The sequence below is a fragment of the Floridaenema fluviatile BLCC-F154 genome (assembly GCF_041929135.1).
Taxonomy (GTDB): Bacteria; Cyanobacteriota; Cyanobacteriia; order Cyanobacteriales; family Aerosakkonemataceae; genus Floridanema; species Floridanema fluviatile.
This window is the reverse complement of sequence record NZ_JBHFNS010000092.1, coordinates 220,666-241,703: the sequence shown is the minus strand read 5'-3', so window position 1 is coordinate 241,703 and position 21,038 is coordinate 220,666. Positions and strand designations below refer to the sequence as shown.

The following is a 21,038-nucleotide window of genomic DNA, read 5'->3' as shown; positions in this document are numbered from 1 at the left end:
ATAAATCTTTCGATTTACTCGTTAAATAGAAAATAAAAAAACTATATCTGCTATATTTTCCCGTAATTTATCGCGACAGAACAGAAAGGTAATAAGCAATTAGTTCCTAGCAGCAACCAGGCGATAGAATAGGGAGAAATTTAGTCAGTATAAGTGAATTATCCTAAACAATCAGGGATAGCAATTAGAGAGGTAGAAGATGAATGTTCCTGAAGATACTTTTGCTGTTGGTAGAGAAATGGAAGCATTAATGCAAAGGTTTGACTGGGGAAGTACTCCTTTAGGTGTAGTGGAAAACTGGTCGCAAAGTTTACGTACCTCGGTAAGTATTTTGCTCAATTCTCATTGTCCAATCTTCATTTGTTGGGGTTCTGAGTTTATCAAGTTATACAATGACAATTTCATCCCCTTTTTGGCAGATAAACACCCCCAAGCTTTAGGAAAACCTATTGCTGAGGTATGCCCGGAAATGTGGTCAAAAATGGCAGAAACGCTGAAAAAAGTGAGAGAAACTGGTGAAGCTGCTTTATTGGAAAATATGCAGCTATTCACGCACCGTAATAGTTACCAAGAAGAAATTTTTCTAACATTTTCTTATGCGCCAATTCGGGATGAAAGTACTGAAGTAGTTGGTATTTTTGTTACTTGTACAGAAACTACTCAGAATGTTATTTTACGATCGCAAAAAGAGCGTTTTGAATTAGCAGCAGCAGCGGTAAATTGTTTAATTTATGACTGGGACTTACAAACAAATTCAGTAGAAAGAACTGATGGGTTAACCAGGATTTTCGGTTACTTACCCGAAGAAGCAGAGCCAACAAGAGATTGGTGGTCAAGTTTGATTCATCCCGAAGATTTGCTCAAGGCAAAAGAGAAAGTATTTACTCAGTTAATCAATCAAAATCGTTATGAAGTTGAGTATCGAGTTCGCTGTAAAAATAATCAATATTTGTATATCATAGATCAGGGTTTTGTGATTAAAGATAATCAGGGAAATCCAGTGCGGGTAGTGGGGACAACTACAGATATTAGCAATCAAAAAGAGTTAGAATTAGCCTTACAATGTTCGCAAACTAAGCTTAATGATATTCTGAATAGTGCGATCGCTGCTATTATGAGTTATCGAGTATTTGCTGATGGTAGTTGGGAATTTGAATATTTTTCCGCAGGTTGTGAGAAAGTCTTTGGTTTTACTGTTACTGAACTAACAGAAAATCCTCATCTTTGGATGTCCAGAGTATTACCAGAAGACTTAGCTTTGTTGCTTCCTAATCGCTATCAAGATATCTTTGCTGGTCGAACTAATTCAATGGAATATCGATTTCAAAATAAAGATGGAACTTGGCGTTGGATTTCCGATATTATGACTTCTCGCTATGAAACAGAGTTGAATTGTTGGATTGTAACTGCTGTTGCTACTGACATTACTGAACGCAATGAACTATTAGCTGATGTCCAACAAAGAGCTAGCCAATTAAGAGGATTAACGGAAGCATCTTTAGCGATGAATTCTGTGCTGTCAATTGAACAAGTATTGCAAGTAGTCACAGAACAAGCACGAATAATTATTGGTGCTCATCAATCAATTACAACTATGGCGAGCGAAGGAAATTGGCAAAAAACAATTCATGCTGTCTCTTTTTCCGATAAATATGCTCAATGGCAAGATTATCAACCCAACTTTCATATTTGCCAAATCTATCCACAAATTTGCCAGCTGAATCAAGTTTTAAGGATGACGCAAACCGAATTAATTTTAGACCCTAAATGGATGCAATTAAATCAAGAAATGGAAAATTTTCCACCAATGCGGGGGTTATTAGTTGCACCATTAATTAGGAGAGATGGCGTAAATATTGGACTTATTCAACTTTCTGATAAAAAGTTTAGCGATTTTACTCAAGCAGATGCAGATATTTTAGTGCAGTTGGCGCAAATGGCTTCTGTGGCGATCGAAAATTCTCGCTTATATGAAGCAGCACAAAATGCCCGAAATCAAGCAGAATCAGCTAACAGAATTAAGGATGAATTTTTAGCAGTGCTCTCCCATGAATTACGCTCTCCTTTAAATCCGATTGTTGGTTGGTCAAAATTACTGCGAAGTCGCAAATTCGATCAAAAAACTACCGATCGCGCTTTAGAAACAATTGAACGCAATGCTAAATTACAAACTGAATTAATCGAGGATTTATTAGATGTTTCTCGCATTCTTCAAGGTAAACTTACACTCAATGTTTGCTCGGTTGATTTAAAATCAATTATCGAAGCCGCAATTGAAACAGTACATTTAGCCGCTGAAGCAAAATCAATTCAAATTAAAACTTTGTTTCAAGCAAATACTTCCTTAATTACAGGCGATCCAAATCGGTTGCAACAAGTAGTTTGGAATTTGCTTTCTAATGCAGTTAAGTTTACACCCAATGGCGGAAAAGTAGAAATTGAATTAGAGCAAATAGGCGGTTTTGTATTAATTCGAGTCAGCGATACAGGTAAAGGAATTCAAACCGATTTTATCCCCTATATTTTTGATTACTTCCGTCAGGAAAATAGCACTACAACTCGACAGTTTGGCGGCTTAGGTTTAGGTTTAGCAATTGTACGTCATTTAGTAGAATTACATGGGGGAATTGTTCAAGCAGATAGCTTAGGTGAAGGCAAAGGATCTACTTTTACAGTTCAATTACCAGTAAAATTAAGTAATTTAGAAACAAAATTAGAAACCAAAAATTCTAAGTTACAAAGAAGTTTAAATGGTGTGCGAGCTTTGGTTGTCGAAGATCAAGCAGATACACGAGAGCTAATTATTACACTGCTAGAAGAAGCAAGCGCCAAAGTCATTCCCGTTGCTTCGGCGCAAGAAGCACTACAAATTTTAGCTCAATCAGAAATCGATATTTTATTAAGTGATATTGGAATGCCAGAAATTGATGGTTATATGTTATTAAGGGAAATTAGAAATCACCCTAATCAAAAAATTAGCCAAATTCCGGCGATCGCACTTACCGCCTATGTTGGTGAATTGAATCAGCAACAAGCCCTAAAAGCCGGATTTCAAAAACATCTTGCTAAACCAGTTGAACCAATGGAATTAATTACCCTAGTAGCCAACTTAGTTAATAATTCCTAAGTTAACAAATTTCATTCTTTTTTATTGCCTGACGCACCCTACAACTACAGAGGTTTTGTATTTTATATCCATTTGGAATATATACCTTAAGAAGTGCAGTATTTTTAGAACTGTAGACAGAGAACAGGAAAAATTCCAAAAGTTAGGATATGGAAGTAATTGTTAAGTAATGTAACATGACGAGTGAGATTACCGATTTATCTGCTTTTAGTAACACTAGTAAAAGCAGAGAAACCAGATTTTCCGGCTTATCAATTCCGATAAACCTAGCTAATTTTTCTGGAATTATGATTGCTGCTGTTATCCTTTCATTGTGGGCAACTAGTTTAGGAATATTACTTTCCCTTGATATCAGCAACCTACAACTTTTATGGATTATACCTGCGATATTTTGGCAAACTTTTCTCTATGCAGGTTTATTTATCACTGCTCACGATGCCATGCACGGTGTAGTATTTCCTACCAATCTTAGAATTAACCATTTAATTGGAGCAATAACAGTAATTTTATATGGTTTATTTTCCTATACAAAATTACTGAAAAAACATTGGTTACATCATCGTTATCCGGCGACTGAGTTTGACCCAGATTATCACGATCGAGTACACAAAAGCTTTTTCGGTTGGTATTTCCACTTTATGAAAGGTTACTCAAATTGGAAGCAACTTCTAGGATTTGCATTACTGTTTTGTCTATTAGCTGGAGGGTTACATATAGCTAAAATTAACTTAATTTTATTTTGGATAATTCCCTCAATTCTCAGTTCATTACAATTGTTTTATTTTGGAACTTTCCTTACTCACCGAGAGCCAAAAGAAGGCTATACCAACGAGCATAGAACTACAAGCAATCATCTTTCACCATTCTGGTCATTCATTACTTGTTACCATTTTGGCTACCATAAAGAACATCATGAATATCCTCATCTTCCTTGGTGGAAACTACCAGAAGTTTACCAAAAATAGTTGAGGTATTTTGATTCATTAACCTCGCCAATAAAAACAGAAATAATCTGTTTTGAAATTTCATCCTCAAGGTTGATTAAACTCATTGATTCACTTGCCAGCATGATCGAAAAATGAAAAAAATATAGCGTTATCAGAGGTGAGAAAATGCTTAACTCTTGGATGGTAATCGGAGGAATAAGTTTAATAGTCGCTCTTGGTACTATGTTGATGAGACCGCGTGATACATTTTGGGGAATAGAATTGCGACGACCAAAATGGCTAGTTTTTGAACCTGCTATTCCTTTCATTTGGACTTTCATTTTTATTTGTGGTACCGGGTCAGCTATTCTAATTTGGGACAAAGATCCAGGTAGTTTAAAAACTTGGCTCCTCATGGCACTTTACCTACTTTTGGAAGTAGTGACAGTGGCTTATATTCCCCTAACGCTAAGGCTAAGAAGCCTAACAGTTGGCTTAATCTTAGGAGCAGGGGGATTAGTTTTAGCTATTTCACTAACGCTAATAATTTGGCCTATTTCTGGCTTAGCTGCTGCTTTATTAATGCCTTACTTACTGTGGAGTCCAATTGGCACTTATACTACTTGGGAAATGATTCAACTTAATCCAGAAGCAGCTTAATGAGCTAGTTCTAAGTTGCTGAGTGTGACTGTTAATTTACTAATCATACCTCAGAGGTAGTGAATTAAAAAGCATAATTACCTCCAAGGATGAAGAAATTGCAACCTTTGCTTTTTATGATGATCCCAGTAGTCAAAATAAAAAGTGGATGGTATTTATGGCTGTGAAACTCGAAGATTTATCTCCTGAAGTTAGAGAACAATTAGCTGATGGTTCTGAGCAATATTTTCTGGCTGCTTACAATAGCGCCAGTGAAAATGGAATGGATGAACAATCTGCTATGGATGTAGCTTGGAATAGTTTGGGTGTAAACTTTGAAAAAGGTCAAGACGGCAAATGGCACAAGAAGCCAGAAGAACCAGGAATTCATTACAAACCTGTTACTTCTGGCGGCAACTAATTAGCAAGAAAAGAGACTATTCGAGCCGCAAGTATTTATAAATAAAAAACACCCTTGAGTAATGGAATTTGCCGATAATCAAGGGTGTTTTTGCAAGCATTGCTAATTACTTAAATATTTAACTGGAACCAACAGATTGTCCTGCGGTGGTGGCAATTTCTCCGGCTTCCATTAGTTGCTTAAAGCGGCGTAAATCATCTCCGATTTGTTGCTCTGGTTCTTCACCAAAAAGTTTGGCGATCGCTGCCCCCAAAACACCACCAGGCGGGTTATATTCTATGACAACTTTTACTTCAGTACCTCTTCCCCCAGGCGCAGGTTGAAAGCGCACAAAACCCGAATTATCGACATCTGCACCTGCTAAAGAAGCCCAAGCAATTAAATGATTTTCTTGCTCATTAATAATCTCTGCATCCCACTCAACGCTGTTATCCATCGGCGCATTAGCAATCCAATGAGAACGTTTTGCATCCAGAACTCGCACCGATTTGAGATGTTTCATAAAAGTCGGTAAATTCTCAAAATTGTGCCAGTAACGATACAATTGTTCCGGGGATTTGTTAATAGTTACTGTCTTTTCTACTCTAATATTTTTGTTCATTCCTGTTGCATCCTGTACGCCACTTTGTCCACCAACACCGTGATACACTAAACCCCCACCTGCAAGAGCCATCAACGCACCCCGAAGAGAGCCACGCGACAACCCATAAAGTACAAGTGCGCCTCCACCAATTAACGATGCCCAGCGTTCAGCATCGTTCATATTTTCTGATTGATTGCTAGTATTTTGTTGTGCAGTCTCCATCTGTTTATCTCCTGAGATACTAATAGTGCAAGTTGCTGGTTATATGCCGTAGTAGGGTGCGTCAGAGCTATAAAATTAGTGTTACTCAGTTAAAATTATCCTGTCTGACGCACCTTAGAAATTAATATTTTATGGTTCAGAATTGCTAATTTAATGAACCATAAAGTTGCGATAATTAAAACCGGAAAACAGCTGCTAAAGGAGCTTTGTCAGGTACTTTTTCGGGTGCCACAGCATAGACAATTCCGCCATTTAATATGGTTTGAACTGCCGCTGAATCTAATAAATCTTCATCTCCAGTTTCCGGTTCTGAGTGTAGTTGAATTGTGTTATTTTGGGGATCGAAATTACCCCATTGATGCAACCCCAGAGCTACAAATAATTGCTCAACACGCCCATAAAATGCTGCGGGAACAGCTTCTTTGATGTCGCTAGAAGCTCTTTGAGCAGCTGCGGATTCTTTGTAGTAAGTCAGTGCTTCTTGTTGTGCTTTGGAAAATATTGGTTCGACAATTTTCCAAGCTTCGGTTTGTAATTCTTCGGGGGTCATTAGTTTGGTATTCCCCGTAATTCCTTCTGCTACTAAATGCGGATAACCGTTCGCTTCTCGGTAAATTGGGAAAAGATATTCTACTCCAGTTAATACCAAAGGTGCGTTTTTTCCTTGCAGATATTTGTGAATTCCCCGATCGACTATGTGGAAAAACTGCAATAAATCTACTTGAATATTATCTCGGTCTGGACTTCCTTGCCCATGATAACTACCTGAGCGTTGAAAAGAATTATCAGTACCACCTCTTGATGTATTGATGCGGAATTGTCCAGCCTTAGCAGTCTCATCATACATGAGAGCTTCATCGATATTTTTGGGGACATCTTCTAACTCAATTTCTTTCGCCTCAAAGCGGGTACATTCAAATAATTTTATTTGATCTTGGCTCAAACTCAAAATGTAAAATAACCCATCATTAGTTAAGAGGGGCAAGAGAGGTTTTAAATGGAAACGATCGGTAACAACAGTTAATTCATTAAAGTTTAATGGTAAGCGGTAGTAGTTAAATACTCCCTCAGCTACAAAGATAGCTAAACCATTATTTTGATTTTCCCAAAATTCTTCGCGATCGAGATCTTTAGCAGGCTGCAAAAACTTTCCTGCTTCCGATTCCTTTAAACCATGTTCCCCTAATAATTCTTCTGCCTGACGAATGAGATTTTTAAATCGAATCGGATTTTGTTGTGTTTCTTGTCCTAAACGGTAAGTAGGCATATAAATTGAAACACACAGTCCTGTAGGTTGTTCTGCTAATTTTTTTAACTCATCTATAGATAATAAACCCATGCTATCTCTTCTCCTAAAATCTTTCTGCAATTGCTCATTGCCTGTTAGTGCAAGAGCTAATTCTGCGACATTTGCTGCCTATTCTTTACAGTCTATCTCTGTTAACTTATCTACTCTTCTGTCTTTAGTAACAAGAGTATTCAAAGCTATATAGAGCTAATTTCTGGATTAAGTTTGTACTATTTATTCTCTATGAAGCTCGTAATTATTTGAGTATTTTATATTAAGTTGCCATCTATCTCTTCCCTAAGTAGTATTTTAAAATCACTTAACCTACGGCAGATGAAAGTAATATATTTTTTGCTTATATTAAGCAACTTTTATGTAATTTAATTACAAATCAAAGAAGTTTGAAGCAGATCTTGGGAGAGATTGCAAGACTGATCTTTTGATAGAAAGAAATCTTAACAATTATGTTTAACCTACTAAATAAGCCCGGAAAACATTAGGCAACTTTGGTCTGCCGGAAGAATTTTTATGTGCTAATAAAGCCGTCAGCTTTATGCAGCCAAGTCTTCGCTTGGCTTAATTTTTAGTGGCTTAAATTTTCAGTTCACCCATACCCATTAAGAGTAACTAAGCAATTATGGATAAATTAACATCTGAGCCAACTCCAGTAAAGATTTCAGAGTTCGTTACTAACCTGAGAAATGGTATTTGGCTGTTAGGAATTCCCTCTTGGTTATTTGGAATTACCGATCGCAGCATGGCAACCTTAGCCGATGGTTATCTATCGGCAATGGATTTAATGCAACTATTTACAGCTTCTTTCTTTTTCTTAAGTTGGCTGTGTTTGAAACCCGATCGAGTAGAAATCGATAACTATCCTACAGATGTCAGCTTGATTCCTCACGAAATAAATCCAGAATCAGCGCAAAATAGGATGCTGGAACTCCGCCAGTTACACATGATTAGTCAGGAGTATATTTTACCCTTTTCTCATCTTTGCCAAATCTATCACTTGTTAAATTTAAAACATTTGGAAACAGTTCACAATTTTAGTCTCAGTAATCTAAGAGTTGTTTCTGTTACCCATTTTCAACCGACAGCTATCGGGGGAATTATTAAATTCCAAACCATGCTAGATTCTGATTTTAATGCGCTGCGAATTTGGCGACGACCAATAGTAGAGGTAATCCTAGCTTTGCATAATCCCCATACTGTAGAATTGAACATTCCTGTTTACGGCAACAAAAGAATTGTGGTAATGTTTAATGTCGAACCTATTAGTAATAAAGAACACAGGTTGTTTATTGACATTTACAGCAATCTTAACTGGCCTAAACCATTGTTGCAAGTTTTATTACATTTGGCATCTTGCTTAACTCTGTTTGAAGATATGCCATATTTGCGGAAGTTAGCAGAAAGAAATATTGACCGTTTGTTTAATGCTAATATGGTTTCAAGTCACGAAACTGCTTGGTTATTTAGAAGGTTTGTTGAGCTATATGGTTCGGCTCGAAAATCTTCTCAATCTGTGAAAGTGCTTGAGTCAAAGGATAAAGTTAGGGAAATGGCTTAGGGCGATCGCATTTTGCTAAACAAAAAATCGTTCACTTACCAACAAAAATCCCATGAATCAACCAAATAATCAACTCTGATTGGTGCGGAAGCTTTTGATTTTATTGAAGGTCTAATCGATCGCCAAATTTTAGGTATTCATCATGTCAAACCAGAACAATTTCCTTAATCAAACTAGTAAAAGTAAAACTTGACTAGCACATCATTAATTATTTTTGGGTAAGTTCAATAATTACAGAAATTACATCCATTGGTTCTACTGGTTTAGCTAAATGACATTGAAATCCAGCATTTAATGCTAGTTTTTGATTAGATTCTCCCGCATAAGCAGTTAGTGCGATCGCCGGAATTTGTCCACCTTGTTCGGGTGGCAGAGCTCGAATTTGACGCATTAACATATAACCATCCATATCAGGCATTCCAATATCACATACAAGAATATCTGGCTGTATAGTTGTTAAAGTTTTTAATACTTCTACTGCTGAGGCTACTACAATAACTTCCACACCGTATTCTTGCAACAAAAATGCCACTAGATCTCTAGAATCAGGATCGTCATCTACAACCAAAACTTTTAAGCCAGCAAGGTCTACGGAATTCGCAGAAAGGATTAATGAATCCTCTGTTTGTTCGCTCATTCTTATTTCTCCGGATCTGATAAATGATAATCTAACAGTCTTTGCTGCATTATTCGCTGCATTAGTAGATATTTTTTATTTTCTTTTATACTCAATAACATTTCATTCGGGAATACGGGGAGAAAAACCGATCTGCTCTGTCGATCTTTTTGATTATGGAAGGAATTTATTTGCCAAGTTTATTCCGCAAAATGCTACTGGAGAAATAACTACTAAAATTGGTAATAAATTCTACCATAAGATAGGTAAAGATTTCAGAAGTATTTATGCTGAGCCAGTTCAGTGAATCAAAAAATGGTTGCATGAAAGATTTTGTATCAAAAATTACCAGGGATAATTATATTAGTAAATCTATTAGCTGGAATAAGTTATAATTATTTTTCTATATTTGGACTAATATTTAATATCAGGTAAAATTAAAAAAATTTCCAAAATATAGCTTCGAGAAGTGTTACCACAAGATGAAGAATTGCCTGTAAACTTGCAGCGGTTGCAAGCAGTTAGCAGGGGAAAAGTAGCCATGCAAAAGCGCCTTTTAGAAATCTTTTTCCAAGCTGCTGAGGGAGACGTTGCAGCTTTGAAAGAGGCGGTCGCTAATCAAGACTTTCCTACTATGGAACACAAAGCCCATCAGCTAAAAGGCTCTAGTGCTAATGTAGGTATACCAAAAGTTTCTATTATAGCAGCAGAGTTACAAAAACAAGCTCATCAAAAGACCCTGATAGACGCTAATCAATTGGTCGATCAAATAGAAAATTACTTACAAAAAGCCCGACAGTTTGCAGAAATATATTTCTCGGATTAAGCAAGCTTTAATGTTTTCTTTGAACGGGAATTTCCCCAATAAATTCTGTGCCTTTTCCCAAGGTAGAATTACAGTCTAAATTTTTGCTTAAAAATTCTTAACAATTACTCTCTAGCACCACCGAGAATTTTTAAACGTTGTACATCCAACAATTTAACAGTTGAGCCATTTAAGGTAATAATTTCTTCCTGGCTAAGTTTAGCAAATACTCGTGATAAAGTTTCGGGAATTGTTCCTAACAAAGCCGCTAATTGTCCTTTTGTTAAATCTAATTCTACTTCATTTTGGTTGCCAGTGCGATCGCTCAAATATAACAAATAAGCCGCCAATCTTCCCGGAACTTCTCTTAAAGAAAGGTTTTCAATAACTTGAGTAAATCTGCGTAAATGAAGAGCTAAAACTTTTAAAAGATTAACAGCTAAACTCGGATGCTCTTTTAATAGTTCTAAAAAAGCAGTGCGAGGAAAAAATAATAATTCACTTTTTTCTAAAGCCGCAGCAGAAGCCGGAAAAGGTTGACCATCAAAAGCTGGTACTTCAGCAAAATGTTCTTGAACTCCGAACACTTGTAAAATTTGCTCTTTACCTTCCGGGGAAATTTTGAAAACCTTAACCTTGCCAGAGATTACTAAAAAAAATCCCGTCCCAGCATCACCTTCCCAGAAAATTGTCTCACCTTTTTGGTAAGTTTGCTGCTCAGCAATAGTTAACAAACTATCAAGCTCATCTTTTGGCAAGCCAAAAAACATGCGACTATTGCCCAAAAACTCCTGTAAATCAACCTTTACCTGCTTGTCCTTACTTGCCATATTTTCTTAATCCTCAATCTTTTGACTTAAGTCAAGGTAATCTTTTTTAGCTTCTCCTATTGTGAGGGTAGATGAGAGAAACAGGAACAAGATTATGTATTGCAACCAATGTGAACAAACCACCAAAGGAGAAGGATGCTATCAATGGGGTGCTTGTGGCAAAAACCCAGAAGTTGATGCTCTACAAGATTTGTTAGTCCATTGTTTGCGGGGATTGGGAGAAGTTGCGATCGCTGCTCGTACCTTTGGTATTATCGACAAAGAAGCAGATTTCTTCACTTGCGAAACCCTATTTTCTACCCTGACAAACGTCAATTTTGACCCCAACGACTTTGTTAATTATATTCATAAAGCAGTAGCATTGCGCGACGAATTAAAAGCGCGAACCTTCTTCACTAGTTGCAAACATATCGAATGGTCAACTCTTGCCGAATTTCAACCCGCAAAAACCGTTAGTGAATTAGTCCAACAAGGCAAAGATATTGAATATGAATTTATCAGTTCTTCCGCCAAAAACGTTGACATTTTCTCCTTAAAACTCACCGTTCTTTATGGACTAAAAGGTATTGCTGCTTACGCCTATCACGCCGCCGAACTTGGTCAAGAAGACGATCGCGTTTACGCCTTCTGTCATGAAGCTTTAGCCGCCCTTGGTAGCAACGAAAAAACCTTAGAAGATTGGGTAAATATAGCTTTAAAACTAGGCGAAATTAACCTGCGAACAATGGAACTACTCGACGCAGGTAACACCAACACTTATGGACATCCTACTCCTACTTCTGTACCTTTAGGTGCGAAAAAAGGCAAAGCAATTTTAGTTTCTGGTCACGACCTCAAAGAACTAGAAATCCTCCTAAAACAAACAGAAAATACTGGCATTTATATCTACACTCATGGCGAAATGTTGCCCGCCCATGCCTATCCCAAATTAAAACAAAACTACCCTCATTTGTACGGTCATTATGGCACGGCTTGGCAAAATCAAACTAAAGAATTTCCCGTATTTCCTGGGCCAATTGTAATGACAACTAACTGTCTCATGCCACCTCACGAAAGTTACAAAGACCGGGTTTATACACTTGGCCCAGTCGGTTGGCCTGGATTAACTCACCTCACCAATAGCAACTTCAATTTAGTAATTGAAAAAGCTTTAGCAATGCCTGGATTTACGGAAGATGTTGCTGCTAAAGAAGTCATGACAGGTTTTGCCCGTAACGCAGTTTTAGGGGTAGCTAATGATGTAATTGATGCAGTGAAACAAGGGAAAATTCGCCACTTTTTCTTAGTCGGTGGTTGTGATGGTGCAAAATCAGGAAGAAACTACTACAGCGAATTAGTAGAAAAAGTACCAAATGATTGTGTGGTATTAACTTTAGCTTGTGGTAAGTTCCGTTTCTTTGACAAAGATTTAGGCAATATTGGCGGTTTACCTCGGTTAATGGATGTGGGTCAATGTAATGATGCTTACTCGGCAATTCAAATTGCTTTAGCGTTAGCAAATGCCTTTGATGTGGAAGTGAATCAGTTACCTTTGTCGATGATTCTTTCTTGGTACGAACAAAAGGCTGTAGCGATTTTACTGACTCTGCTTTATCTGGGAATTAAAGATATTCGCTTAGGGCCAACTTTGCCAGCGTTTATCTCGCCAAATGTCTTCAAGTTACTCTCAGAAAAATACAACTTGAAGCCAATTACTACCCCGGATGAAGATTTGGCAGCTTGTTTAAGTTAATCTCTCATCTTATCTTTAAATGTAGGTTGGGCTAATAGTAAACCCAACCTACATTTTATTTATTGACCTGATGCTTCATCATCCTCTCCAACTACAGAGGTAGTATCCACAAAAGGTGCAACATTACGGTTTCCGGGATCTAACAACCATTGATATTCTTTAATTGTTTCTGGACGAGCTTTTTGCCGACAATTATTCCAATGTTGCGCTGCCTTTTCTTTTTCATTCTTGAACTCTAAAGTTTCGGCTAATATACAATATGCCATGCCACTACCTACATCAGTTGAGCCAATTTTCTGCTCTAATTCAATGGCTTTATTTAGTACTGGAATGGCAGTATCATATTGTTTTTGATCGAACAAAGCCCAGCCGAGATTTCTGTGTAGTTGAGATCTTACCCGATCGTCATTTTTGACACGCTGGATACCCATACGGAATAATGATTCTGCTTTGGTTGGATCTCCGTTTTGTCGATACACACGACCTAAGTTATTAAAAGCCTTAACAATTCCACTTTCAAACGCCTCTCTATAGTGTTTTTCTGCTTCCTTAAATTCCCCTAAAGATTCGTAAACTTCTCCTAAACCAATGTTGATATTTTGATTGTCTGGATCGAGATTGAGCGCCTGTTTATAGCTATCTTCAGCTTTTCTCAATAAACCTCGCTTGTAATAATTATTTCCCTGCTGATAATAGCGATCGGCAATTTTGGGCAAATTCATTTGAATCAAAATTGCAGTTATTAGTAATAAACCAGATAATCCAAAAGTAACTTCGCTGTAGAGATTCTCAGGAATTTTCAGTTTTTTCAGGTTATTTCGGATAAATTCTTGACCTACACCTCCCTGCAAGCTAGAGAGTGCGATCGCCATTAATCCACTAGGGCCAATTATTCCAAAGGATTCTAGTACAGTAAATCCGCCAACAGCAAATCGCGGTATGATGCTGGTCATATAGGCAACAAATGCTGTCAAAAATACAATACTAAATCCATTAAATATCCCATCATAACGATCCCAACGATCCACTTTTTTCGGGGGTTGAAAAAACCACCACCAAGCTATTTCCGCTGGATTAAAACTGGTGCGCCATTCTTCTAGTTTGCCTACAGAAGCGATCGCTTCCCCAAGTTTTTTTAATCTTTCATCTAATTCTAAAACCTTCTCTAAGCTAGACCCAAATAGCTGATTTTTCTTTTCTATAGTTGTCGCTACAGCGTCACGGGCTAACAGAACTTTTAACGCCTGTGATGCCGAAGCTTCCGGTGTGGCTTTCTCAAACTCATCTAGTGTAATTTCATAGTGTTCGATCGCACGTTCTGATTCTGAGAAAATACTTTTATCCAAACTAGTCATTGTTTACACCCTTACTCAATCCTGTAGTTAATTAGATGAGAAAATCTCATAACTAATAATACTTGTTAAGTAATATATTATACTCCATAATATTTGATTTCATACAATACTAATAGTAAATAAATTTACATAAATTAATCTCTACTAAGACCAAAAAAGTGGTTTTTTAACAGCTAACTTTGCTTGTCCCATTCAACTGAATATCACTTATCATTTGCTTAAGTTAACTGAGCAATTAGATGAGTGATAAACGTTCTAGCTTAAAACCAATCAAGGGAGCTAAACGGGCTCTCAGAAGACGATTACATCTAAAAGGAGAATTAGTACTCGCATTTCTACCAACCGCGACTATATTAATAGTGCTTGGTTTTGTGGAAGTACTCAGCAAACAACGTTTATTATTTGCTTCTCTGGCAGCTAGCGCCTTTTTAATTTATTTAGATCCCCAACATGGAACAAATAGTATTCGGACTTTGGTAATGTCTCAAATATTTGCCGCAACTGTTGGTTTTATAACTTTTACAATTTTTGGTTCTGGTTACTTATCTATGGGAAGTGCCATGATTATCGTAATTTTATTCATGATTTTATTGGATGCGGTACATCCTCCAGCAGTGGCAACTTCTCTCAGTTTCGCTTTAAAATCTGATAACGAAAATAACTTAGTCTTGTTTAGTTTGGCGGTGGGAATTACTGCTTGGTTAATCGTGTTAGAACGCTTTACTTTATGGTTACTGGCAAGTTACAATCGTAGATAAATCGATATTCAGTTAATTTTATTGTTAGCTTTTATGTCTTTAATTCCTCTTTCCGAGCAAACCGTTTTTGCTGAAAAAAATATTAGTTTAATTGCTAGTGATATGGATGGTACATTAACCAGAAATAGTAAATTTACCTCCGCTTTACTTAAGGCTTTGGAAGCATTAGCAGCGGCTAAAATTTCGGTATTATTGGTTACAGGTCGATCGGCTGGTTGGGTACAAGGTTTAAAAAGTTATTTGCCTGTTACAGGTGCGATCGCAGAAAATGGCGGCGTGTTTTTTCCCGCCAACAGCGACCAACCAAAACTTTTAACACCTATTCCTGATTTAATTACTCACCGTCAACAACTAGCCGCAACTTTTGCCTATTTAAAATCTCACTTTTCCCAAATTCAAGAATCTACAGATAACCCTTTCCGCCTCACAGACTGGACATTTGATGTCCAAGGTTTAACAACTACCGAATTACAGCAATTAGAAAAACTTTGTCATGGGAAAAACTGGGGTTTTACTTATAGTACAGTACAATGCCACATCAAGCCAGAAAATCAAACTAAAGCCACAAGTTTACTGCAAGTCTTGAATAGTTATTTTCCCCAAATAACCACAGAAAATTTGATTACAGTTGGCGATAGTCCCAATGATGAAACTTTGTTCGATCGAAGTATTTTTCCTTTCTCTGTCGGTGTGGCGAATATATTACATTACAAAGACAAATTAAAATTTTTGCCTACTTACGTCACATCCTTAGCAGAAGGAGAAGGGTTTCGGGAATTAGCAGAATTAGTTTTACTTAACAATAATCATCCATAAACCAACACACAAAGCGATCGTAGCTAGATGTTGAGGAAATAAACATCTAAAAGATTGACGGGCAATTTTTTGGGTTAATATCACCGAAAAAAGTACCGAAAATATTAAGGTAACTCCCTGTAAAAAAGCAATCACCGCTGGATGAGCAACAACTATTGGTAAACCTTCACCATTCAAACCAAAAGTTGCTAAACTCACAGGTAAAATTCGTCCAGCTTCCCCTAAACCTAAACGTAAATAATGAGCCAAATTTGCCCCTAAAACCAGTGGTAAATAACCATAAGCTAACTCTACAAAAGAACGAGGTTTAATAAAGTTTTTCGTCCGAGTTACATTCCACCAAATCGTTAACCTGATCCACCCATAAGCCACAAATGTAACTAATACTGGCAAGAGTAAAGCTGCTAGAGAAAACCCTAAATGAGGCCAAAATTCAGTTAAATCTAAATTCCATCCCAACCAAGCATTAATTTCGGGTAAACGATGCAGAAAAACGCCACCTAATAACAACATTAACAAGGCTACTTCATAGTCATGAGGAGTGTGAGTTGTCCACAGTTCAATTCCCGGAGGACGCAAATTTAATTCTACAGAACGATGCGGACAAGCTTTTAAACAAGTCATGCACAAAACACAATCTTTGTTATCTTCCAACTGTGCGGGATGGGAATATAAAGGACAGCCATTTGTAGCTAAACCTTCTCCTTTTTGCGGCCCACCTTTATAACATTGGTAAGTAGTACATTCAGCCGAACAAGTTCCTTGTTGCGCTCGTAATTCGGTCATTGAAAGTTTAGCAAATAAGCCGTTCATTCCTCCGATCGGGCAAAGATAGCGACACCAAAACCGTCGCTCAAAAATAGTAGAAAATATCATTGCTCCGGCAGTAATTAATAATAACAAACAAGCCGAAAGATAAGCAGTATTTTCTAAATTCCAGAGTTCTTCCCAAAGGAAAATTAAGGCAAATAAGCCAAATAAAAACCAACCTCCCCATTTTTCTGCTGACTGTCGAGGCCAACGTTTTAACTGTCTAGGCCATAGCCATAATGATAATTTTTGGGTAATTTCTCCATAAATCATGAAGGGACAAACAGCGCACCACAAGCGTCCGACAAAGGGAAATCCGATTAAAATTAAAGGCCACCACCAAGCCCAAAATAAGTTTAATGCAAAGTTTTCTTGACGATTTTGTGGGGCAAGAAATAAGATAGCTACAACTACAGCGAAAAAGCTAAAAGTAAACCAATAATTTATCCGATCGGGCCACCAGGGACTACGCAAAAATCGCCTTAACCAAGGATAGGCATTTAACAGATTAACTCGAAATTCTTTCTTCTTAGTTTTGGCTGACCAAAAAACTTCTTCTGTTAATAATTGTGTGCCGGGAGATTGCACGATCGCTCTTTCCACCAAACTCTCTAATTCCCGCAAATTTCCCGGAAAATCATAAGCTTGTAACCTGCGTAAAGCCTCATCTGTAATTTGCGGTTTTGCAATCCCTTTAGCTCGACATAATAACCGCATATAATATTCTACTTGGTCGCTAATATCCGCTTTTCTGACTCGTAAAGGCGGAACTTTAATTAAATGCTTGGCTAAGCGATCGATACTAGGTAAAGTCCTTTCCGAGATCATCAGAATTTTCGCCTGACACTCTATTTCTAAGCTGGCATTTTCTACTTCTTGAACACCTACAGGCGTAAAAGTTTTACTTTTCAATAAATGAGCAATTTTCGGAACTAATTCTTCAGGAAGTTCTTGGATATTATTTAACAGTAAAGTTCCTGTTCCTAACCATTCAAGTAATCCCGGTTTACCACCAGCACGCCCAAACAATTCTACACCGCTAGCTTGTAAAGTGCTACAATCTAACTTAATCATTGGTTCCCGACGTTGGGCAGAACCAAAATGAATTAAAGCCGCCAAATTATCTTTTTCTAAACCAGGTTCTCCAAAAATCAAAACCGAACCCATATCATTAGTCGCTTGTTTAATTTGTTGACGCAACCTTTCCGCGTAGCGACTTTTTCCCACTACCCCACGTTTCGCTTTGGTAACTAAATAAGGACGTAAAATTGTTTGCCGTTCTTGCTGATAGGTTAACTGCGAAGAAAGCTGGACTAATTCCATCGCTAACTTTTGGGTAAAAGCTTGGCTAATTTCGGGATATGCCGCTACTAACTCTTGAAATTTAACTGCTGGAATAAACCATAAGTCACATTCACTCAAGGCTATAATAGTCCTTTGAGCTAACTGTCCAAATAGTAATTCTTGTAAATGAATTATCGCACCGGGAAGTAAACTGATTGCCCAAACTGAATTATTTTGATTAATGCGATCGCCCTCTAACCTCCCTTGTTTTAAAATATAAAGACCATCAGGTGTACTATTTTCTTGCACCAACCGAGTTTGTGCCGGAACAACCTTTTCTTCTAAAACTTCCGCAACTGCCGCTAACGCATTTTCCGATAACACACCTAATTCCGTGCGTTCCTCCAACCATACCACTCTCTCTGGATATCCCATAAATCATACTCCCAACAAAACTTTTTAATCTAATCCAAAACCTATAAAACAACTATGTCTCAGCAAATAATTGATCTTTGGGTTCCCCTAACACTTTTAAGTCTAATCATTCTAGCGGCAATTTTTTTCAGTCGCAGCAGTTAATAAAAGGCAGAAGGCAGAAGGGACAATATCAATTACAAATTGAACATCGGAAATTACCCACTCCCAAATCCCTACTCCCCAATAAACTCATGAAAAAAACATTTTTAGCCATAGCAATTTTGGTTTTTCTCCTCACAGTAATTCTTGCCGTAGGTAAACAACCAAATCTAACTTCAGCACAATCAGAAAGAAACAGTTTTAAACTTGCCTTGCCGATTAATTGTACATTAGGCAAAGACTGTTTTATCATGCACTATTTAGACCGTGACCCTAGTTCCGCAGCCGTTGATTTTGCTTGTGGTCAGCTGACCTACGACACTCATAATGGTACAGATTTTGCGATTCCAGACGAACGGGCAATGGCAAAAGGTGTAGCAGTCAAAGCAGTTGCTTCCGGGAAAGTTTTACGAGTACGGGATGGAGTTCCTGACATTCGGGTAGCAGACCAAACCGACAAAGGCAGAGTCCAAGGTATAGAATGCGGTAACGGCGTAATTATAGATCATGGTAACGGTTGGCAAAGTCAGTATTGTCATCTTCGTAAAGGTAGCGTCGCCGTTAAACCAAATACATCAGTGAGTTCGGGCGCAGTTTTAGGTATGGTGGGAGAATCAGGTTTAGCTTCTTTTCCCCATGTCCATTTAACAGTTCGCTATCAGAATAAAGTTGTAGACCCTTTTGTGGGAACTGGCAGTTCTCAAGGTTGTAACGTGGCGCGTCAATCTTTGTGGCAACAACCTTTAGAATATGTTTCTACAGGTTTGATTCGTTCAGGTTTTGCCCCCAAACAACCGACAATGGGAGAAATTTGGCAAGGAGAGTTTGGGGAAACTAGTTTAGGGAAAAATAATCCGGCGTTGTTGTTTTGGGTGCAAGCTTTTGGAGTGCGTCAGGGAGATGAAGAACAATTTCGGCTGATAACACCTGATGGTAAAGTATCGATCGATCGCAAACAACCCCTAAAATCCACCCATCGCGTATGGTTGAGTTATGTTGGGAAGAGAAATTCTGCCAATCAACCTTTAATTCCCGGCGTTTGGCGCGGAGAGTATCGCCTAGTCAGAGGTAACAAGGTATTAATTGAAAGCATTAGAGAAGTGCAGTTGCGCTGAGACTGAGATAATAAAACCGTAAGGATTCTGAGTAACAATGAGTATCGCTACTTTTCTCAATTCTGGGCGACGACTGTTTAGCTGGCTAATTTTACTAGTAGCAACCTTCAGTTGCCTATTTCTCTTGGGAACCCCCTCAGCAAGTGCGGGTATCAACGACGATAAGTATGATGGCAATATTTTTGTCCTCTATGGCGGAAATGGTTCTTTAGTCCCACCAAAGGTAAAGTTAGCAGAGTCCTTAAAGCGAGATAAACCGACTCTGTTAGTGTTTTACGCCGACGATAGTAAAGATTGTAAGCAATATGCGATCGTAGTTTCCCAACTACAAGCATTTTACGGTCGAGCCGCAGATTTTATCCCCGTCAGCATCGATTCTATTCCCCCGAAATCCAACTATCCACCCACAGAAGTTGGTTATTATTACAAAGGTTTCGTTCCCCAAGTCGTCTTACTTGACAAGTCGGGTAAGCAAGTAATTAACGAAAAAGGACAAGTACCCTTTGAAAAAATCGATGATGCCTTTCGGGAATTGTTTAACTTGTTACCTCGTTCCGACTCTAAGGAGTTAAAGCCAAAAGCTTTCAACGAGTTTAGCACCGAGTTAACCAATTAACTTCCCGTTCGTTGTAGGGTCCGTTGTGAGGACTTCAGTCCTCCAACTTCCGCTGTGTAGGACTAAAGTCCCTACAACGAACCTTGGAGGAAGCAAAATATTAGTAAAGCATAACCAAAAAATATCGGTGCAGAGGTTAAACTTGCTTTAAACCAACTGAATGGTGTTCTCATGACTAAGGTTTACACCACCCAGGATCTAATAACAATTTTGGAGCACGAGCGTCAAGCCTGTCTCACTGGACAGCGCCTTAGCTTGAGTGCGAAACCTTCGGGAAATCCTTTAATAGATAGATTTTTGAAATCGGAGGGAGTACAAAAGTTTACAGCTTATCAAGATTTTAAAGCTACTATTCATCATTACCAAAGACAACATGGAGTTTCTGGTATTGTTTGGCGAGAGATTGTCATTCATGGCAAATATTTGCGCTTTCCAGAAGTTGACTCTCACTTAGTTGCTTTACCGGGCGATTTGGAAATTTTAAAAGCTGCTAAATCGTCCATTCTGAGATTTTGGCAGGAAGTAACATCCGCAATGGATTTTTATCTGAGTGTCAATCATGGTAAAGATTATCGTGCGATCGCTCCCGCTGATGTGAGTAGAATTGCACATAGAACAGAATGGGCTAATCTTTGCAAGTGGGAAAAGTCAGATTTTCTGGAAATTCTTTTGCAACTAGGATGGGGAAACCCAGAGGAAGCCGTTTACAAACGAGGATGGCCCACTTCCGGTAGTGAGTATATCCATGCCGTAAAACCCGGTCATCGTCCGATTTGTTAATTATAGGGCTTACGCACTCTTGCTGTGTAAGCCTTCATATTTCATCTTTCTTGCTGTCATCTTATAAAAACCTTGAGATAGATATTTTTACTTGATAAATTTCTACCTTTAGATTGCGAAATTACTCATCTTTAATCGGTATTCTAAAAATAGAACTGGCGAAAAA

At 38.0% G+C, this 21,038-nt stretch carries 18 protein-coding genes and 1 pseudogene; 13 read left to right on the top strand and 6 right to left on the bottom strand.

The window, feature by feature from the left end:
- Nucleotides 1-199 precede the first annotated feature (199 nt).
- The 4 genes from ACE1B6_RS26760 to ACE1B6_RS26745 all read left to right on the top strand — a co-directional run bounded on the left by ACE1B6_RS26760 (nucleotide 200) and on the right by ACE1B6_RS26745 (nucleotide 5,113).
- A complete protein-coding gene (locus tag ACE1B6_RS26760; RefSeq protein ID WP_413260337.1) occupies nucleotides 200-3,127 on the top strand; it encodes a PAS domain-containing protein in 2,928 nt (975 codons plus the stop codon).
- A gap of 176 nt (nucleotides 3,128-3,303) precedes the next feature.
- Complete coding sequence (gene crtW / locus ACE1B6_RS26755) at nucleotides 3,304-4,092, top strand: beta-carotene ketolase CrtW (protein ID WP_413260336.1); 789 nt, start codon at nucleotides 3,304-3,306, stop codon at nucleotides 4,090-4,092.
- A 147-nt stretch (nucleotides 4,093-4,239) separates the two neighbouring features.
- Nucleotides 4,240-4,713, top strand: coding sequence for a TspO/MBR family protein (locus tag ACE1B6_RS26750; protein WP_413260335.1), 474 nt, complete (start codon nucleotides 4,240-4,242; stop codon nucleotides 4,711-4,713).
- A gap of 157 nt (nucleotides 4,714-4,870) precedes the next feature.
- Nucleotides 4,871-5,113, top strand: coding sequence for a ChaB family protein (locus tag ACE1B6_RS26745; protein ID WP_413260334.1), 243 nt, complete (start codon nucleotides 4,871-4,873; stop codon nucleotides 5,111-5,113).
- 118 nt (nucleotides 5,114-5,231) lie between these two features.
- Here the strand turns inward: ACE1B6_RS26745 and ACE1B6_RS26740 are convergent, their stop codons facing one another.
- Nucleotides 5,232-5,918 (bottom strand): SRPBCC family protein, encoded by a 687-nt coding sequence (locus tag ACE1B6_RS26740; RefSeq protein WP_413260333.1) that lies wholly within the window; start codon nucleotides 5,916-5,918, stop codon nucleotides 5,232-5,234.
- Nucleotides 5,919-6,093: 175 nt separating this feature from the next.
- Nucleotides 6,094-7,257, bottom strand: a complete 1,164-nt coding sequence (locus tag ACE1B6_RS26735) for a baeRF3 domain-containing protein (protein ID WP_413260332.1) — start codon at nucleotides 7,255-7,257, stop codon at nucleotides 6,094-6,096.
- A gap of 586 nt (nucleotides 7,258-7,843) precedes the next feature.
- Between ACE1B6_RS26735 and ACE1B6_RS26730 the strand changes: the two genes are divergently transcribed.
- Nucleotides 7,844-8,779, top strand: a complete 936-nt coding sequence (locus ACE1B6_RS26730; RefSeq protein ID WP_413260331.1) for a hypothetical protein — start codon at nucleotides 7,844-7,846, stop codon at nucleotides 8,777-8,779.
- Between the two features lie 69 nt (nucleotides 8,780-8,848).
- Nucleotides 8,849-8,947, top strand: a pseudogene (locus ACE1B6_RS26725) (DUF2243 domain-containing protein); the annotation flags it as partial.
- 40 nt (nucleotides 8,948-8,987) lie between these two features.
- Here the strand turns inward: ACE1B6_RS26725 and ACE1B6_RS26720 are convergent.
- A complete protein-coding gene (locus ACE1B6_RS26720; protein WP_413260330.1) occupies nucleotides 8,988-9,416 on the bottom strand; it encodes a response regulator in 429 nt (142 codons plus the stop codon).
- A gap of 448 nt (nucleotides 9,417-9,864) precedes the next feature.
- On the opposite strand from ACE1B6_RS26720, the gene ACE1B6_RS26715 reads away from it, so the two are divergent.
- Nucleotides 9,865-10,221 (top strand): Hpt domain-containing protein, encoded by a 357-nt coding sequence (locus ACE1B6_RS26715; protein ID WP_413260329.1) that lies wholly within the window; start codon nucleotides 9,865-9,867, stop codon nucleotides 10,219-10,221.
- A 104-nt stretch (nucleotides 10,222-10,325) separates the two neighbouring features.
- On the opposite strand, the gene ACE1B6_RS26710 is transcribed toward ACE1B6_RS26715, so the two are convergent.
- Nucleotides 10,326-11,030: a Crp/Fnr family transcriptional regulator gene (locus ACE1B6_RS26710; protein ID WP_413260328.1), complete on the bottom strand. Its 705-nt coding sequence runs from the start codon at nucleotides 11,028-11,030 to the stop codon at nucleotides 10,326-10,328.
- Between the two features lie 94 nt (nucleotides 11,031-11,124).
- Between ACE1B6_RS26710 and hcp the strand changes: the two genes are divergently transcribed.
- Nucleotides 11,125-12,762, top strand: a complete 1,638-nt coding sequence (gene hcp, locus ACE1B6_RS26705; RefSeq protein WP_413260327.1) for a hydroxylamine reductase — start codon at nucleotides 11,125-11,127, stop codon at nucleotides 12,760-12,762.
- Between the two features lie 59 nt (nucleotides 12,763-12,821).
- Here hcp and ACE1B6_RS26700 read toward each other — a convergent pair whose 3' ends face one another.
- Complete coding sequence (locus ACE1B6_RS26700; RefSeq protein WP_413260326.1) at nucleotides 12,822-14,117, bottom strand: tetratricopeptide repeat protein; 1,296 nt, start codon at nucleotides 14,115-14,117, stop codon at nucleotides 12,822-12,824.
- Nucleotides 14,118-14,356: 239 nt separating this feature from the next.
- Here ACE1B6_RS26700 and ACE1B6_RS26695 point away from each other — a divergent pair, with 239 nt between their 5' ends.
- Nucleotides 14,357-14,875: an HPP family protein gene (locus ACE1B6_RS26695; protein WP_413260325.1), complete on the top strand. Its 519-nt coding sequence runs from the start codon at nucleotides 14,357-14,359 to the stop codon at nucleotides 14,873-14,875.
- 33 nt (nucleotides 14,876-14,908) lie between these two features.
- A complete protein-coding gene (locus tag ACE1B6_RS26690; protein ID WP_413260324.1) occupies nucleotides 14,909-15,691 on the top strand; it encodes an HAD-IIB family hydrolase in 783 nt (260 codons plus the stop codon).
- On the opposite strand, the gene ACE1B6_RS26685 is transcribed toward ACE1B6_RS26690, so the two are convergent.
- Nucleotides 15,668-18,220, bottom strand: coding sequence for a sigma 54-interacting transcriptional regulator (locus tag ACE1B6_RS26685; protein ID WP_413260323.1), 2,553 nt, complete (start codon nucleotides 18,218-18,220; stop codon nucleotides 15,668-15,670). The genes ACE1B6_RS26690 and ACE1B6_RS26685 overlap by 24 nt on opposite strands.
- A gap of 233 nt (nucleotides 18,221-18,453) precedes the next feature.
- Here ACE1B6_RS26685 and ACE1B6_RS26680 point away from each other — a divergent pair, with 233 nt between their 5' ends.
- From ACE1B6_RS26680 to ACE1B6_RS26670, 3 genes are all read left to right on the top strand, one after another.
- Entirely contained in the window at nucleotides 18,454-19,476 is a 1,023-nt protein-coding gene (locus ACE1B6_RS26680) for a M23 family metallopeptidase (protein WP_413260322.1), read from the top strand.
- Between the two features lie 37 nt (nucleotides 19,477-19,513).
- Nucleotides 19,514-20,092, top strand: coding sequence for a thylakoid membrane photosystem I accumulation factor (locus tag ACE1B6_RS26675; RefSeq protein WP_413260321.1), 579 nt, complete (start codon nucleotides 19,514-19,516; stop codon nucleotides 20,090-20,092).
- 171 nt (nucleotides 20,093-20,263) lie between these two features.
- Nucleotides 20,264-20,872 carry a hypothetical protein gene (locus ACE1B6_RS26670; protein WP_413260320.1) on the top strand — a complete coding sequence of 203 codons (609 nt, stop codon included), beginning with the start codon at nucleotides 20,264-20,266 and terminating at the stop codon, nucleotides 20,870-20,872.
- The last annotated feature ends 166 nt before the right edge of the window (nucleotides 20,873-21,038 follow it).